Source organism: Cohaesibacter sp. ES.047 (assembly GCF_900215505.1).
GTDB lineage: Bacteria > Pseudomonadota > Alphaproteobacteria > Rhizobiales > Cohaesibacteraceae > Cohaesibacter.
In genome coordinates this window covers 1,080,239-1,096,450 of sequence record NZ_LT907844.1, presented here as the reverse complement: position 1 = coordinate 1,096,450, position 16,212 = coordinate 1,080,239, and the positions used below count along the sequence as shown (strand labels likewise).

The following is a 16,212-nucleotide window of genomic DNA, read 5'->3' as shown; positions in this document are numbered from 1 at the left end:
GGATCAACCGGGACGCCGCCGGAAGATCAGTTCCTTGGAGGCCAGCACCGCCCCGAAGGTAATCAGGAAAGCGGCAAGCGCGATGATCCAGGAAAAGTCGGCAAACCCGGCGAGCACCAGCACCGCTGTGGAGAGGAGCGGCGCTGCATAGGAAGCAGCACCCAGAACCTGAATGTCTCCATGCTTGACGCCAAAGTCCCAGACATAAAAGGCAGCCCCCACGGGCATGAGACCAAGACCCAGCACCGCCAGCCATTCCATCAGGGAAGCAGGCCAGACTGTGACCTCAAAGGCCAAATGCGCAAAGGCGCTCAAGACCGCTGTCACAAGGCAGAAACCGACGACGACATCGGTTGGCACGGTAGAAAAACGCCGCGACAGAACCGAATAGCTCGACCATGTGAAGGCGCAGATGATTGCCGCGAGATAGCCGCTGGAATAGCGCGCATCAATCGTAATCCCCTGCCCCTTGGAGACGATGAGAACGGTCCCGACCAACCCCAGAAGCGCACCGGCTCCATGGAACCAGCGCAGCCGCTCGCCGGGCAGCAAGGCCGACAGCACGACAATGAGCAGCGGCCACAGGTAGGCAATGAGTCCCGCCTCCACCGGGGGCGCCAGCCGCAAAGCGGTATAGTAGGAAAAATGATAACCAAACAGGCCGACCACCCCGAGCGCCCAGACCGGCCATGGTTGCCGGAGCGACCGGATGGCACCGGGCCGAAACATCCAGCTGACAAGCCCGATGGAGCCACCAACAAGAAAGGTCATCGCGGTGAGCTGAAACGGCGGCACCTTTCCACTCGCGGCAGTGAACAGCGCGAGCAGCGCCCACATCAAAATGGCAGTAAACCCTATGAGAGTGGCAAACAGGCGTCTTGGCATACCGGCTCCGTTCCGTCTTTTATCGGCCCGGCAATCAAATAGACAAAGGCCGCGAGTGGAAAGACCCGCGGCCCGTTATCAAAGGATATTTCTCACGCTTCACTTCTAGAAAGCGCGTAATCAGCCGTTGGCCATATATTGCCCACCATTCACGGTCATCACGGCGCCGGTGATAAAGGCCGCCTTCTCTGATGCCAGAAAGGCCACCATCGCACCGATTTCCTCAGCTTGCCCCAAACGCCCGACAGGAATGCCTGCAACAATGCTTTCGAGCACCTTTTCGGGAACCGCAGCAACCATGTCCGTGTCGATATAGCCCGGACAAATGCAATTGACGGTAACGCCCTTGCGCGCGGTTTCCTGCGCCAGTGCCTTGGTAAAGCCGATCACCCCGGCCTTGGCGGCCGAATAGTTGGTCTGGCCCATCTGGCCCTTTTGGCCATTGATCGAGGAGATATTGATGATCCGTCCGTGACCACGGGCGCGCATTTCATCAATGACGGGCTTGGTCATGTAATACATCGAATTGAGATTGGTGTTGATCACCTCGTGCCACTGGTCAAGCTCAAGTTTGTGAATCATCCCATCGCGCGTAATGCCCGCATTGTTGACCACGATATCGACGATGCCGAGTTCATCCTCGACCCGACGAAGACCTGCCTTGCAGGCTTCGAAATCCCCGACATCCCATTTGAAGGCCTTGATCCCTGTGCGTTCCGCAAAGGCTTTTGCCCGCTCGTCATTGCCTGCATAGTTGGCAGCAACAACAAACCCGACATCCTTGAGCGCCATGGAAATGGCTTCCCCGATCCCCCGGGTTCCGCCCGTGACGACAGCTACTTTCGACATACTTTTCCTCCCCTCGTCAGCCTCTCTCGCGATCATCCCTTCATGATCGAGCGAAGCGCCGACTTTGCCACTTTCTTGCCCCTTGGCGTCCGGCCCGGTTCTGTCTGTACCGGGTTCGTCCTCTTCGTGACTGGACCCGCGTGCCCCTGCATCCTCTTGCAGAGTATCGTCTCCAGAGCCGGAGCCCAAAAGGCCTAACCTCCTCAACAGGGCGGCAAGGCCGCCCTGCACCCTCGTTTTGGGACTGCGAAAGGCAGTCAGGCACATGGCCTAGCGCTCAACGCAAAGGGCAACGCCCATGCCACCACCGATGCAAAGGGTGGCCAGACCCTTTTTGGCATCGCGGCGCTTCATCTCGTGCAGCAGGGTGACAAGCACCCGGCAGCCCGATGCCCCGATGGGATGGCCAATGGCAATCGCCCCACCATTGACGTTGACCTTCTCGACATCCCAACCCATGTCCTTGTTCACGGCGCAGGCCTGCGCGGCAAAGGCTTCGTTGGCTTCGATGAGGTCAAGATCCGCAGCGCTCCAGCCAGCCTTCTCAAGCGCCTTGGTCGACGCCGGGATCGGACCGGAGCCCATGATCGCCGGATCGGTCCCCACAGAGGCCCAGGACTTGATGGTGGCAAGAGGCGTCAAGCCCCGCTTGGCGGCCTCGTCCGCGCTCATCAAAATAACAACGGCTGCGCCATCATTAATCCCCGACGCGTTACCGGCTGTCACCGATCCATCCTTGGCGAAGGCCGGACGCAGTTTCTGCATGCCTTCAAGATTGGCACCGTGGCGAATATATTCGTCATCCTCGACAATGCGTTCCTTGCGGCGCTCGGTGACGCTCACCGGCACGATTTCATCTTTGAATTTGCCGTTCTTCTGGGCAGCTTCCGCCTTGTTCTGAGAGGCAACCGCGAATTCATCCTGAACCTCGCGCGAGATATCCCATTGATCGGCGACATTTTCTGCAGTCTGCCCCATGTGATAGTCATTGAAAGCACACCACAGACCGTCCTTGATCATCGTATCGATGAACTTCACGTCCCCCATCTTGGTGCCGGATCGCATCTGGGCTGCGTGCATGGACAGGGACATGTTCTCCTGACCACCAGCAACCACGATGTTGGCATCGCCCATCGCAATCTGCTGCATCCCGAGCGCAACGGTTCGAAGTCCCGAGCCGCAGACCTGATTGATGATCCACGCCGGTGCCCGTTCGCCTACACCGGCCTTCAAGGCCGCCTGTCGCGCCGGGTTCTGCCCCTGACCACCGGTAAGGACCTGCCCGAGAATGACCTCGTCGACATCGGACGGATCGACACCGACCTGATCCAGCGCGCCCTTGATCGCAATGGCCCCCAACTCGCACGCTGGCGTGTTAGCAAATGAACCCAGAAATGAACCCACTGGTGTTCGAGCCGCAGCGACGATCACAATATCTTTGCCCTGTGTCATAACGTTTCCCTGTTGTTCGTCAAAATCTATTTCGCAGTCGCAACATATTCTATCGGTAGCTGCGCCATGCGAGGATACGGCTTTTTACCTTTTGTCCCACGAAAATCGGTTATAAAGCAGTTAAATGTCAATTAAGCCATGGATCTACTCACAAAGACGGAGGCCGATCCAGACATTTATGCTGCAGTGCAAGAGTATGCATCTTACGCACCTGCGAAGAGTTGCAGCTTCCTCTTGGCAATGCAGCATAGACAATTTAAGCTATGGCTCTTATGGAGGCGTGACGCGGAGATACGCCACTCTGTCACAATCGTGAGGCAATCGCATAATGTCGAAAAAGTCGGACCAGACGGTCATCAAAAAATACGCCAACCGGAGGCTCTACAACACGGGCACAAGCAGTTATGTCACGCTTGAAGACCTGTCCGAGATGGTCAAGGCAGAGGACGACTTTGTAGTTTATGATGCGAAAAGCGGCGAGGACATTACCCGATCCGTCCTCACGCAGATCATTTTCGAGCATGAGAACAAGGGGCAGAATCTGCTCCCGATCGCGTTTCTGAGACAGCTCATTCGCTTCTACGGCGATTCCATGCAGACGCTCGTGCCAAGTTATCTGGAATTCTCCATGCAGAACCTGACCAATGATCAGGATAACCTGCGCAAGAAGCTCACGGAATCCTTCGGCAATTCAGCCTTTGAAGCCATGGAAGAACAGGTTCGGCGCAATTCGGAGATGTTCGAGAATGCCATGAAGATGTTCATGCCCTTCTCCCAGACCGGCACCAGCGCCCAGCCCGCCAAGGAACCCGAAGCCCCGGCACCAGCGGCAAACGAGCTCGATAGTCTCAAGGACCAGATCGCAGAAATGCAAAAGAAGATCACTGAACTTGCCGACAAGAGCGCTGGAAGCAAATAGCGCTCAGTCAGTCCGGGCGACGGAATGATTGATGACGAAGGGAAACAAGACGGGCATGTACCCGTCTTATTTTTATGCTGCAACAAACAAGGACCGGGGTGGGCCTGATCTCAGCCAACCACCTGTTCGTCCGCGGCATCCCAAGGTTTTTCCTTGCTCGCCCGCCCGAAATGGAAGCCCTGCAGATATTCGATGTTCATGTCTGCGAGCAGGCTGACAATTTTCTCATTCTCCACCCACTCAGCCACCACATCGATCCCCAGCTCCTTGGCAAGATCGGCAAACATCCGCACGAAGGCACGGTTCTGGCTGTTGGTGTCGATGTCGACGACAAAACTGCCATCGATTTTCACCAGATCAAACTCCAGTGCCTGCAGATTGCGGAAGGACGTATAGCCCGCACCAAAGTCATCGATCGCGATCTTCGCACCAAGACTGCGCAGATCCCTGACGAATTTCTCGGCCACATCCATGTTGCGGATCGCGGCTTTTTCCGTGATCTCCACAATCAGGCGCTGGGCAACCTCGGGATAGTTGCCAACCCGGGCTTCAAGATAACTGTACCACTCCTTGTCCATGCCGACATCGGGTGACACATTGATGCTCAGGCGCGCATCCGGGTAGCTGAAAAGGACATCCAGCGTAATTTCAAGAATGCGATGATCCAGCATTGTCGCCAGCCCGAGTTGTTCGGCAAAATCAACAAAGGTTGCCGCATCAATCGGATTGCCGTCGCTGTCATCCACGCGCATGAGCACTTCATGAAAGGCAACCTCGTGGCTGCCACTGCGCACGATCGGCTGAAAGGCAAGCTCGATCCGCCGTTCGTTGAGCGCAGAAATGACCTCGTCAGACATGCGGATCATCTTTTTCCGCTCACTGAGCGCAAAGGGCACGCTATTGAAAGAGCGGAAGGACCCCCGACTATGCTGTTTCGCCCGATCCAGCGCATCCAGCGCACAGACTTCCGCAGTGCGCAGGTCCTTGATCTCTGGCCCCAGATACACCCCGCCCATGGTCAGGGTGACATGCACCGGCCCGGCATCGGTCTGGATCAGCTCTTCGCGCGCAGCTTCCAGAAAGCGCTCGGCCGTCGCCTCCATTTGCTTTTCGTCGCAATTGTTGATCAAGAGACCGAACTTGGTGCCCGACATCCGCCCCACCAGATCGCCATCACGCAGTCGGCGCGACACCCGCCGCGCGACTTCCTTGATCACCTGATCGGCAATGTCAAATCCGTAAGCCTCATTGACCACGCGGAAATTGTCGATATGGGCCACAAGATAACAGGCCTGGGTTCCCGACGCCTCGCGCCGCTCCAGAGCCTGACTTAACTGATCGCAGAAAACTGAACGGTTATAGAGGCCGGTCAATTCGTCAAACTGAGACAGGAAACGCAATCGTTGCTCACGATGCTGACGTTCATTGACCACACGCATGATGCCATGCACGTGATCAGCGCGGCCATCGCGACCAGCAAACCAGCGGCCGCTCTCCTCAACCCACAAACGGGTCTCAGATTCAAATCCCTGTGGGGCAAGGCAATAGATGCATTCGAACGGAACTCCCTTGCCATCGTCGCTGCGGCCAGATCCGAAAATGGACCGATAGCGCGCGCCGATCGTATCGGGCGTAACGTGATTGGCAAAGGCTTGCCCGGTCCCCAGATTGCCGATGACATCACACTGCAACACCTCATAGGCATTGCTGCTCCAGCGCAAGCGATCGCCGCCGGAATGCCATTCGTAGATGACTTCTCCAATCGATGTCAGGATGTCTCGTGCTTTTTCAGCCATCTTCCTGCCTGGAACCGGATCTGCAAGATCCTTGTTATCCTTTTTCGCCATCAGCCATTCTGTCCGGTCACATCCCCCCGCGGCAGGTAACCTACAAAACGCCAACGGCAGTCTTGGCGTGCAGACGCACTGCATAAAAGAGCGCCGGTTTGATTCCCCCATTAGACGCAATCAAGGTTAATTTTTCCCCAATATCAGGGGGAGAGTGCCAACAAGCCTGTTAACCAATGTCTTAACAAAGTCTTAACGACTGGCCCGCTTCTTGCTGCCATTCCAGTGAAACACCAAGATTTCACCAACAACTGTTTCGAAATGAAACAGGTCAGGAAGGCACTGGAATGTCCGCTTTGAAAATTGCCCCAGCTTTGCACACCGCTGCTGACCGACATCCCAATCACACTCCGCTGCTGACTCATTCTGGGACCGCGCACGGTGCACAAGCCCCCAAATCAGCTCAGGACGTGCACCAGCCCGACCCTGTCGCCGCGCCCATCAGGCCAGGGGCAGACTCGCACATTCAGGCACAGATTCTTGCAAGTGCTGGCTATCGCAGCTTCCGCCGCCCGACCACAAACGGCCCGCGCGACGCGGTCCGCGCCTACGCTCAGACACGCCGCCGCCCGGGCGCCGTTTCCGCGGCACCCCGCCTGCAAGCCATCATCTAGGAAAAAGTGTGGAGCGCTGTCGGTCACAGCCCGAAGCGCTCCGATAAAATCAATCAGCCTTGCGGACCGGGGCCAAACGTCATGTCCCGACGCGCCCCGCGAATGGTGACCGAATAGCCCGCGATCACATCGATCAGCGAAATCACCATCAGAATGAAAAAGACCGACGTCGCGGTCTCGCGCACCAGCAGAAACTCGATCAGATACGCCACGAAGAGCAAGGTCGAGAGGATGTGATCGACGATAGACCCCATCCCCGTGCGGGTGGCCTTCAAGATTTCCACAAACAGCAAGATCAGCGCCGCGATAATCATCAGATCGCCCAGCGTCAACGTCCAGCGCGCATCCGACAGCATCTGAACGGTAAAGATCGGCGCGCTCCAGGGATCACCCACCCGCGCTCCCATCAGGCCAAATGCGAAGGCGTTGTAAACAAACAGCGGCGCAATAAGCAGCGGAATATTGAAGAGCATGAAAAACTCCGAAACGTGTCTGACGATGAACGGCCACCAAACATAACAGCAAAAGGTGACGGGAAAGCAACCCCTCCTCATGCTCTGCTGCGAACGCTGTCCTGCTCAAGGCATGCCAAACAGGTCCTTAAGGAAGCGAGCAAACAGCAGGCACAAAAAAAGGCCGGATCACTCCGACCTTTTTTAACTTTTATCGTCAAGGATCTAAAGAGGATTACTCTTTGATTTCCAGAACTTGACGACCACGATACATGCCGGTCTTCAGGTCGATATGATGAGGACGGCGCAGCTCGCCAGAATCCTTGTCTTCGACATAGACCGACTGTTTCAGTGCGTCCGCAGAGCGGCGAAAGCCACGCTTCATGCGGGTCACTTTACTTTTTGGCACAGCCATGGTCAAAACTCCGTCGTCAATAGTCCAGCTTTCGGGGGTGACCCCCGTTGCGGATCGAACTCTAATGTAAGAGATTGCGCGCCTTATACAGAACCCCAAAGCTCTTGACCAGAGCAATCTTAGAAAAAAGACTGCTTTTTCGAGATTCTTTGGGTAAAGCGAGCACGTCCCGGCACAGATAGCGCTTTTTACAACAAAAATCAAAGGCGGAATCGCCCTCGGCGGGCAAATTCGGTGGGAATTTACCTTGAAGAAAGGCTGGTCAGGTCTTCAGACGAATTTTGCCAGATGCTCGGACAACAGGCGAGCATTGTCTTCCATTGCCGACTTGCGCCGCCAGATCATGGCGAGTTCCCGCTCCTTGTTGCGCTCATCCAGCGGGCGAACAATGATGTCCAGGCCATCCACCAGGCCGGTCCTCAACGCAATTTCGGGCAACAGCGTCACCCCCAAACCATTGGCCACCATCTGCACAACGGTCATCAGGCTCGTTGCCACGATCTGCTCGCGCCGGTCTTCGCCGGGCATGAGATCCGCACGCTTGAGACTGGTGAGGATGTGATCGCGGATGCAATGACCATCATCAAGCAGGATCAGAGGCTCCGAGCGCAAATCGAGCGCCGATATCGCCGCCTTGCTGGCAAGCGGGTGATGATACGGCAACGCAACATGGAACTGATCGGCGCCGAGGGACTGCATTCCAAACCCGTCGATCTGATACGGCAGGGCGATCACCGCCGCATCGATCCGCCCCGCACGCACATCATCCAGCAAGTGCCGGGTCAGTGTCTCATACAGATAGAGCTTGAGATCGCGATGCATGTTGCGCAACTCGGGCAAGGCACGCGGCAGGAGAAACGCACCAATCGAGGGAATGACCCCGAGCCGAAACTCCCCCGACAGGGGGTCTTGTTGCTGCTGAGCCAGCGCCACCAGATCATCAGCATCGCGCAGCAGCCCTTGCCCGCGCTCCAGAATCTCCTCGCCAATCCGCGTCAGTCGAAAGGTCTCGCTCTCCCGATCAACAAGTCGGACCAGCAACAACGTCTCCAACTGCTGGATCCCGGCACTGAGCGTAGACTGGGACACAAGGCAGGCCTCCGCCGCGCCGCGAAAGGATTTCTTTTCAGCCAGTGCACAAAGATATTGCAACTGTCTCAAAGTGGGTCGAACCGTCATTTGATTGCCATTTTGAAGGGAATTGATTGTGAATGTTACTCTACACGAGCCAATCGAAAAAATCGATTGGGATATTCGAAATTTGAGGTTTGATTGATCACTCTAAATATGGTTGAACAAAACATCAGATTTTGAATAATTCTAAACTCGGGCAAGTCCTCCCACCTTGCCCGAAGCGAATGGAGAAAAGACATGCTTGGTATTGGCGATAAACTCCCAGAATTTTCCGTCACTGGCGTAAAACCCGGCTTCAACGAAATCGTCGAAAACGGAGAAGATGCATTTGAAGCAGTCAACGAGAAAAGCTTCGAAGGCAAATGGAAGGTCATCTTCTTCTACCCCAAAGACTTCACCTTCGTCTGCCCGACCGAAATTGCCGAATTTGCTCGCCTCAAGGATGAATTCGAAGATCGCGATGCTGTGGTCATGGGCGGCTCCACCGACAACGAATTCTGCAAGCTGGCATGGCGCCGCGATCATCCGGATCTCGACAAACTGCCAATCTGGATGTTTGCCGACACCAACGGCTCGCTGGTTGACGGCCTTGGCGTGCGCCACCCGGACGGTGTTGCCTATCGCTACACCTATGTTGTCGATCCGGACAACACCATCCAGCACGTCTATGCAACCAACCTCAACGTTGGCCGTAACCCCAAAGACACCTTGCGCGTTCTCGACGCCCTGCAGACCGACGAACTCTGCCCCTGCAACCGCGAAGTTGGCGGCTCCACGCTGGGCTAATCGTCCCCAAATGCTCTTGAGGAGGGCGCATAACGCCCTTCTCACCATTGCCCATCCGACAATTCCGACAATCCCCAGCCCTTGCGACCATCCGGGCGCGGCAAGGGGATCCTTATGTCTTAATTCCTCTCTTTCAAGGACGCACCAGCATGACCATTGACAGCCTCAAGTCCCAGATGCCGGACTATGCCAAGGATGTGAAACTCAACCTCTCCAACATCGCCTCCGACGAAGCCCTGACCGACCAGCAGAAATATGGCCTGATGGTCGCCTGTGCCATTGCCAGCCGCAACAGCACCGTGCGTGAGGCCTTCCTGGCCGAAGCAGATGGCAAGCTCTCCGCCGAGGCCCTTGCCGCTGCCAAGGGCGCGGCCACGCTGATGGGCATGAACAACATCTACTACCGCTTCGTGCATCTGGCATCCAACAACGACTACGGCTCCATGCCCGCCAAACTGCGCATGAATTTCATCGGACGCCCCGGCGTCGACAAGGTCGATTTCGAGCTCTGGAGCCTTGCCGTTTCGGCCATGAACGGCTGCGGCATGTGCATCGATTCCCATGAGGGCATCCTGCGCGAAGCGGGCTTGACCACTGACCAGATCCAGACCGCAATCCGCTTTGCCGCCATCATCCAGTCCGCCGCCATTGCAATCGAATCCCTGTAAGGGCAGCACCGGCAGACATGACATCAAAGGGCACCGCAGGATATGCGGTGCCCTTTTTTTGCGTCTCGGGACAAGCCTTTATTACGATCCTCAACAGTGCAGCAATCCTGACATGACCACCCTTTGCTTGTGATTCGGGCGTTTTTGCTTGACGCCTTGATGAAAAAAAGGCATCGCCTCCCTAACCCGTCAAGCAACCGCTCGACCCGAACCAGCGGCCAGGATGATGACCAACAGCGCTTCAGACACCACCACGGCAACAGACCGTTTCAAGACACAACTCGCGCAAAGCGCCGAGATGATCGAAGACGCATTGCGTGCCTATCTCCCCGAGCATCCAGCGCAAGGCGAGGATGAGGCTCCGGCAACCATTGTTGCAGCCATGCGCCACGGCGCGTTGAATGGCGGCAAACGCATCCGCCCCTTCCTGATGATCGAGACCGCGCGCATGCTGGGCCATGACGCGCCCGGCGTCCTCAACGCAGCCTGTGCGCTTGAATGCGTTCATTGCTACAGCCTCATCCATGATGACCTGCCGGCAATGGATGACGACGCTCTGAGGCGCGGCAAACCGACAGTGCACGTGGCCTACGGTGAGGCCATGGCAATCCTTGCCGGTGATGGCCTGTTGACGCTGGCTTTTGAAATTCTCGCCAAGGACGATGTCCATCGGGATCCGGCAGTGCGGGCCGAGCTGGTTCTGGGCCTTGCAAAAAATGCAGGCATCGGCGGCATGGTCGGGGGACAGGTTCTTGATATTGAGGCCGAACACAGAACAAGAACCGAAGAGGAAATCCTGCGTCTTCAGGCCATGAAGACCGGGGCCCTGTTGCGCTACGCCTGTGAAGCAGGCGCCATGCTCGCCAGCGCGGGGAGCAAAGAGCGCGCCATCGTCACACGGTTTGGCACCATCATCGGCCTTGCCTTTCAGCTTGCCGATGACCTGCTCGATGTCACAGCCACCTCGGAACAGCTGGGCAAAACCGCAGGCAAGGACCTGACGTCAGAAAAGGCGACGCTTGTCAGTCTTTATGGCGTTGACGAAACCCGCAAGAAACTGAAGGGACTGATCAATGAGGCCGAAACGCTGCTTTCGCCGTTCGGCAAGAAGGCTGAGGTGCTCATCAGCACCGCCCGCTTCATCGCTGACCGCACCCACTAGAGCGCGCCCGGCTTGAGCGGCAGGCGCGGGGCCAAGCATCAGGCCCCGAAGCGTTTCTCGATATAGTCGAGCACCATGGTGTGAAACTCCTTGGCAATATTCTCGCCGCGCAGGGTGGCTGCCTTCTGCCCGTCAATGAAGACCGGAGCGGCTGGCGTTTCACCCGTACCGGGCAGCGAAATGCCGATGTTGGCGTGTTTGGATTCGCCCGGCCCATTGACGATGCAGCCCATCACCGCGACGTTGAGCGCCTCGACGCCGGGATATTTCTCGCGCCACACCGGCATATTGGTGCGAATGTCGTTCTGAATGTCCTGCGCCAACTCCTGAAACACCGTCGAGGTGGTTCTGCCGCAGCCCGGACAGGCCGCAACAATGGGAATAAAGGAACGGAAGCCCATGCTCTGCAGCAGCTCCTGCGCCACCTGAACCTCGCGGGTTCGATCCCCGCCCGGTTCTGGCGTCAGCGAAACGCGAATGGTATCCCCGATGCCCTGCTGCAACACCATGCCCATCGCCGCCGAAGAGGCAACAATACCCTTGGTGCCCATACCCGCCTCGGTCAGGCCCAGATGCAAGGCATAGTCAGAGCGGCGCGCAAGCTCTGTATTTACTGCAATGAGATCCTGAACCGCGGACACCTTGGCTGACAGGATGATCTTGTCAGCACCAAGTCCCAGTTCCTCGGCCCGGGCTGCAGACAGAAGCGCGGACTGGATGATCGCTTCATGCATCACCTGTTGTGCGGCAAGCGGCTTTTCACTGGCCGAATTCTCGTCCATCAACCGGGTCAAAAGGTCCTCATCAAGCGAGCCCCAGTTGACCCCGATCCGCACCGGTTTGTCATACTGCATGGCCAATTCGATGAGCGTCGAGAATTGTTTGTCCCGACGATCCTTGAAGCCGACATTGCCCGGATTGATGCGGTATTTGTCGAGCGCCTCGGCACAGGCGGGATTGTCGCCCAGAAGCTTGTGGCCGATATAGTGGAAGTCCCCGACAATCGGCACATCGACACCAAGGCGCAAAAGGCGGTCCTTGATCTTCGGAACCGCCTTGGCGGCTTCATCCCGGTCAACCGTGATGCGCACCAGCTCCGAGCCGGCCTTGTGCAGCGCCGCGACCTGGGCCACAGTGCTGTCGATGTCTGCCGTATCCGTGTTGGTCATGGATTGCACCACGATAGGCGCACCGCCACCGACTGTGACGGATCCCACTTTCACCGCCTTGGTGATGCGGCGTGGCAAAGGTGCGGTCAACATGTCCATGTCAAGTCTCTTTCCCTTTGGATGGGCGCGTCATGAGACACACGCGCTCTCCCATTTTTACCGTCTATATGGCAAATGCGCACGTCAGGTGCAAGTTGCCAGCCTGATCCTGCACCGGATCACCGGTCACGAAGTCGGGAGCGCATCACCAAGCTCAACCACGCCTTCGCGACATTCGGCACAGGTGCCGCGAATCTCGAGCACAGGAGCATTGGCCTGAAACTGCACCTTGGCTGCGATGGTCTCGATCAGGCCACTGAGGCTGTCGCTCTGGAACTCGCCCGCCCGGCCACACTTGTCACACAACAGGAAGATCGTAACATCGCCATGTTCGCTGGACTGATGGGAACAGGCAACATAGGCATTGCGGCTCTCGATGCGGTGGATGATTCCGTTTTGCATCAGAAAGTCCAGCACCCGATAAATCGCAACCGGGGCCAACGCAGCCTCACCCCTGTCCTCTCGAATGCGATTGATGCGATCCAGAATGTCATAGGCGCTCGACGGCACATGGCTGGAGGCCAGCACCTCGAGCACAGCCTTGCGCTGATCCGTCAAACGAACTCCACGCTCCTGACAGATCGCCTCGGCTGCCGACAGGACATGGTCGATACAGTGGCTGTGATCATGTGCTTCCAGTTCAAACATCAATCCACCCTTCCATCGCCGGTGAGGTCAAAACCCTTAGCCACCCCACTTTCGGACTAAGCATATCCTTTGGGGCTTGCCAAGGGCCATGCGGCAATTATGCTGCTTTGCAACAAAGTCAAAAACAAGCGATCACGACCATCATTGTCATTGCGCGAACAATCAGGCGCGGACAACCAGAGGAGAGAGAAGTGGCATCTGCCAACAAACTTCATCAGGGACGCACGGTTCTCGTGACCGGCTCGACCAGCGGCATCGGCCTCGGTGTAGCCCGCGCCTTTGCCGCCGAGGGTGCCAATGTCGTGCTCAATGGCCTTGGCGACGCCGATGAGATTGAATCCCTTCGCGGCGCCATCGAACAGGACCATGGCACCATCGCCCGCTACAGTCCGGCCAACATGCTCAACCCGCAGGAAATCGCCCAAATGGTCGCAGAGGCGGAGGCAGAATTCGGCACCATCGACATCCTTGTCAACAATGCCGGCATTCAACATGTCAGCCCGATCGAAGACTTCCCGATCGAGAAATGGGACGCCATCCTCGCCATCAATCTCAGCTCCAACTTCCACACCATCCGCGCCGCTCTGCCCGGCATGAAGAAGAAGGGCTGGGGCCGGATCATCAACATTTCCTCGGCCCATTCGCTGGTCGCATCGCCTTACAAGTCTGCCTATGTGGCCGCCAAGCACGGGGTCGCAGGCCTCACAAAGACCGTCGCGCTCGAAGTCGCCGAACAGGGCATCACGGTCAACGCCATCGCACCGGGTTATGTCTGGACACCCCTTGTGGAAGCCCAGATCCCCGACACAATGGCCGCCCGCAACATGACCGAAGAAGAGGTCAAGCGCGACGTGTTGCTGCTCGCCCAGCCGACCAAGGAGTTCGCCACCATAGAACAGGTCGCAGATCTCGCACTCTACCTGTCCGGTGACAGTGCGTCAGCAATCACCGGGTCGACCATCTCCATGGATGGCGGCTGGACAGCGAAATAAAAAGCTCTCCAGACATCAGCAATACACACCGGGCAATTGCGCCCGCATCCTGCATCACGAGCATCATCCAAGCGAACCAACAATCGATGGCCCCAGCCAGATCAACTCACGGAAGCGTTGCTGGTCGTCTCTTTATCGGATGAAATGGTATTGGTGCCCTTGTCCCCGATATTGAGCAGATTGCGGATATCTCCCTCACGAGACGTGAGGTCAGCCAGCGTGTATTTGTCAAGCGCCTGAAGGAAGGCTTCGAGGGCGTCATTCAGTGCCTGATTGAAGTCGCACATCGACAACAGTGGACAATCATAGCTGCCCTCATCGAAACAATCGGCAAGATGGAAATTCTCTTCCGCCGCCCGAATGATCTGACCAAGGGTGATGTCCGCAGGCTCTTTTGCCAGCTGCAAACCACCATTGCGACCCCGGTGCGTGGTGATGAAGCCGTTTGATACAAGGATCGGCAGAATCTTGAAGAGGTGATATTCGGAAATATCATAGACTCGCGCAATTTCGCTGACTTTGGCGAATTGACCCTTTTTGGCAGCACAATACATCAATATGCGCACCGAATAGTTTGCCTGCTGAGTCAGTCTCATGATTGCACCACCTGTCTGTAGAATTCTTGCCCGTAATCTTCATGAATATATTTGAGCATGGTTTTACTGCTTTTCAACCCTTGCATCAATCCCGCTAATTGTCGGGTTGCGCAAATATCGCAATTCGGGGGACAGCCGTGACAGGTTTGGCAAGGAAAGCCCGCCCGATTTTGTCTCGTCCCATTCCAGAGGTTCGGCGTCAGATTCTCGCTACTGAGCCTAGGATGAAGTCTGGAGCAATTGCCAACATCAACAAAGAGCAATGTGACAGAATGTCGATCATGACCATTCGGCATCGGGCATTTCACCAAAAAACGGCCCTTAAAAGGCCAAGCACGCTCTTTTTTTGTTTTATTACCGGAGCCTATCGTGCATCTTTAGAGAAAAGCCAATATTTGAACCACCCCGCAACCCATAACAAAACCGCACATCCATGTTGAACTATTTGCCTTCCCTCTCAGCTCTGCGCGCTTTCGAAGCAGCAGCAAGACACCTCAGCTTCACCAAAGCGGCCAACGAGTTGGGTGTGACCCAAAGCGCCATTTCGCGCCAGATGCGCACGATGGAGGAACAGCTTGGCCTGCGCCTGTTCGAGCGAACCGGAGCGGGGCTTGTCCTCACCGAAGCGGGCGGCGTCTATGCCCAGAAAATCCGCAGCAAGCTGCAGGATATCGAAACGGCAACCCTTGAGCTTCTGGCCTACCGCGGACAGGGCGGCGAATTGACCATCGCCTGCCTGCCCACCCTTGGCGCGCGCTGGCTCGTACCGCGCCTGACCAAATTCACCACCGCTCATCCCGAAGTTCTCATTCACCTCATCACCAAGATTGAGCCGTTTGAATTTGCCGACAAGGAAATCGACGCGGCCTTTCATTTTGGCGAGGGCAGCTGGGCGGGCGCGCTTACCGATGTCCTGATGCCAGAATATATCGTTCCGCTCGGACATCCTGACCTGTTGACGGAGAAGGACGCCATTGGCCTTCAGGCCCTGTTGCTGAAGTATCCTCTGCTTCAGGCCAGCTCGCGTCCAAACTTCTGGATCCACTGGCTAAGAGAAACCGAATTCGAGCATCCAAGCCCCCACGCCGGCCCGCGCTTTGAACATTTTCACATGGTGATCCGGGCGGCTGCATCAAAAATGGGTATCGCTCTGTTGCCGCGCTTCCTGGTGGAGGACGAAATCCTCGCCGGTAATCTGGTGCCGCTGCATGATCGGTTCGTGCGCTCCAGTGGCGATTACTATTTTGCCTATCCTCAGGCCAAACGCGCCAATCCCAATCTTCAGACCTTCCGAACATGGGTCATGCGAGAGGCCCAGATCACCAAGAAAGAGCAGAACAAGGCCGCCATGGCATAACCGCTCTTCATGGCGATCTGCAAAATTCCCCCACCAAATCACGATAGCCATTACCAATTCTCATGGTGACCTGAATTTTCCTCGCTTTTCACAACGGCAGCACACGTCTAGGATGAACAAAAATGAAAAGGGTCATCCATGGGCCCGTTGCAGAAAAATCGAGGAACC

Annotated in this window: 17 protein-coding genes; 7 read left to right on the top strand and 10 right to left on the bottom strand. The window is 56.6% G+C overall.

From position 1 onward, the window contains the following. Window positions 1-3: 3 nt before the first annotated feature. The 3 genes from CPH65_RS04830 to CPH65_RS04820 all read right to left on the bottom strand — a co-directional run bounded on the left by CPH65_RS04830 (window position 4) and on the right by CPH65_RS04820 (window position 3,186). Window positions 4-885, bottom strand: coding sequence for a DMT family transporter (locus tag CPH65_RS04830; protein ID WP_096172375.1), 882 nt, complete (start codon window positions 883-885; stop codon window positions 4-6). Between the two features lie 120 nt (window positions 886-1,005). Next, the gene (phbB, locus tag CPH65_RS04825; RefSeq protein ID WP_096176245.1) at window positions 1,006-1,734 is read right to left on the bottom strand and encodes an acetoacetyl-CoA reductase; all 729 of its coding nucleotides are present in this window, start codon (window positions 1,732-1,734) and stop codon (window positions 1,006-1,008) included. A gap of 270 nt (window positions 1,735-2,004) precedes the next feature. Next, entirely contained in the window at window positions 2,005-3,186 is a 1,182-nt protein-coding gene (locus CPH65_RS04820) for an acetyl-CoA C-acetyltransferase (protein ID WP_096172374.1), read from the bottom strand. Window positions 3,187-3,514: 328 nt separating this feature from the next. Between CPH65_RS04820 and phaR the strand changes: the two genes are divergently transcribed. Next, window positions 3,515-4,105 (top strand): polyhydroxyalkanoate synthesis repressor PhaR, encoded by a 591-nt coding sequence (phaR, locus tag CPH65_RS04815; protein ID WP_096172373.1) that lies wholly within the window; start codon window positions 3,515-3,517, stop codon window positions 4,103-4,105. A gap of 110 nt (window positions 4,106-4,215) precedes the next feature. Here the strand turns inward: phaR and CPH65_RS04810 are convergent, their stop codons facing one another. Then, window positions 4,216-5,952 (bottom strand): bifunctional diguanylate cyclase/phosphodiesterase, encoded by a 1,737-nt coding sequence (locus CPH65_RS04810; protein WP_172891453.1) that lies wholly within the window; start codon window positions 5,950-5,952, stop codon window positions 4,216-4,218. Window positions 5,953-6,239: 287 nt separating this feature from the next. Here CPH65_RS04810 and CPH65_RS04805 point away from each other — a divergent pair, with 287 nt between their 5' ends. Continuing rightward, window positions 6,240-6,566 (top strand): hypothetical protein, encoded by a 327-nt coding sequence (locus CPH65_RS04805; RefSeq protein ID WP_096172371.1) that lies wholly within the window; start codon window positions 6,240-6,242, stop codon window positions 6,564-6,566. Between the two features lie 53 nt (window positions 6,567-6,619). Here the strand turns inward: CPH65_RS04805 and CPH65_RS04800 are convergent, their stop codons facing one another. The 3 genes from CPH65_RS04800 to CPH65_RS04790 form a co-directional block, all read right to left on the bottom strand. Then, window positions 6,620-7,039 (bottom strand): hypothetical protein, encoded by a 420-nt coding sequence (locus tag CPH65_RS04800; RefSeq protein ID WP_096172370.1) that lies wholly within the window; start codon window positions 7,037-7,039, stop codon window positions 6,620-6,622. A gap of 214 nt (window positions 7,040-7,253) precedes the next feature. Further along, entirely contained in the window at window positions 7,254-7,433 is a 180-nt protein-coding gene (gene rpmF, locus CPH65_RS04795; RefSeq protein WP_096172369.1) for a 50S ribosomal protein L32, read from the bottom strand. A gap of 270 nt (window positions 7,434-7,703) precedes the next feature. Next, the gene (locus CPH65_RS04790; protein WP_096172368.1) at window positions 7,704-8,612 is read right to left on the bottom strand and encodes a hydrogen peroxide-inducible genes activator; all 909 of its coding nucleotides are present in this window, start codon (window positions 8,610-8,612) and stop codon (window positions 7,704-7,706) included. Window positions 8,613-8,804: 192 nt separating this feature from the next. On the opposite strand from CPH65_RS04790, the gene CPH65_RS04785 reads away from it, so the two are divergent. The 3 genes from CPH65_RS04785 (at window position 8,805) to CPH65_RS04775 (ending at window position 11,183) form a co-directional block, all read left to right on the top strand. Then, complete coding sequence (locus tag CPH65_RS04785; protein WP_096172367.1) at window positions 8,805-9,353, top strand: peroxiredoxin; 549 nt, start codon at window positions 8,805-8,807, stop codon at window positions 9,351-9,353. 149 nt (window positions 9,354-9,502) lie between these two features. Next, window positions 9,503-10,021 (top strand): carboxymuconolactone decarboxylase family protein, encoded by a 519-nt coding sequence (locus CPH65_RS04780; protein WP_096172366.1) that lies wholly within the window; start codon window positions 9,503-9,505, stop codon window positions 10,019-10,021. Window positions 10,022-10,247: 226 nt separating this feature from the next. After that, window positions 10,248-11,183 carry a polyprenyl synthetase family protein gene (locus CPH65_RS04775; protein ID WP_244574542.1) on the top strand — a complete coding sequence of 312 codons (936 nt, stop codon included), beginning with the start codon at window positions 10,248-10,250 and terminating at the stop codon, window positions 11,181-11,183. A 38-nt stretch (window positions 11,184-11,221) separates the two neighbouring features. Here CPH65_RS04775 and ispG read toward each other — a convergent pair whose 3' ends face one another. Both ispG and CPH65_RS04765 read right to left on the bottom strand, forming a co-directional pair. Beyond that, window positions 11,222-12,451, bottom strand: a complete 1,230-nt coding sequence (gene ispG, locus CPH65_RS04770; protein ID WP_371359433.1) for a flavodoxin-dependent (E)-4-hydroxy-3-methylbut-2-enyl-diphosphate synthase — start codon at window positions 12,449-12,451, stop codon at window positions 11,222-11,224. A gap of 126 nt (window positions 12,452-12,577) precedes the next feature. Beyond that, window positions 12,578-13,099: a Fur family transcriptional regulator gene (locus CPH65_RS04765; protein WP_096172365.1), complete on the bottom strand. Its 522-nt coding sequence runs from the start codon at window positions 13,097-13,099 to the stop codon at window positions 12,578-12,580. 191 nt (window positions 13,100-13,290) lie between these two features. On the opposite strand from CPH65_RS04765, the gene CPH65_RS04760 reads away from it, so the two are divergent. After that, window positions 13,291-14,091 carry a 3-hydroxybutyrate dehydrogenase gene (locus CPH65_RS04760; RefSeq protein WP_096172364.1) on the top strand — a complete coding sequence of 267 codons (801 nt, stop codon included), beginning with the start codon at window positions 13,291-13,293 and terminating at the stop codon, window positions 14,089-14,091. A gap of 101 nt (window positions 14,092-14,192) precedes the next feature. On the opposite strand, the gene CPH65_RS04755 is transcribed toward CPH65_RS04760, so the two are convergent. Next, window positions 14,193-14,687 carry an Rrf2 family transcriptional regulator gene (locus CPH65_RS04755; RefSeq protein WP_096172363.1) on the bottom strand — a complete coding sequence of 165 codons (495 nt, stop codon included), beginning with the start codon at window positions 14,685-14,687 and terminating at the stop codon, window positions 14,193-14,195. A gap of 433 nt (window positions 14,688-15,120) precedes the next feature. Here CPH65_RS04755 and gcvA point away from each other — a divergent pair, with 433 nt between their 5' ends. Continuing rightward, a complete protein-coding gene (gcvA, locus tag CPH65_RS04750) occupies window positions 15,121-16,044 on the top strand; it encodes a transcriptional regulator GcvA (protein WP_096172362.1) in 924 nt (307 codons plus the stop codon). The last annotated feature ends 168 nt before the right edge of the window (window positions 16,045-16,212 follow it).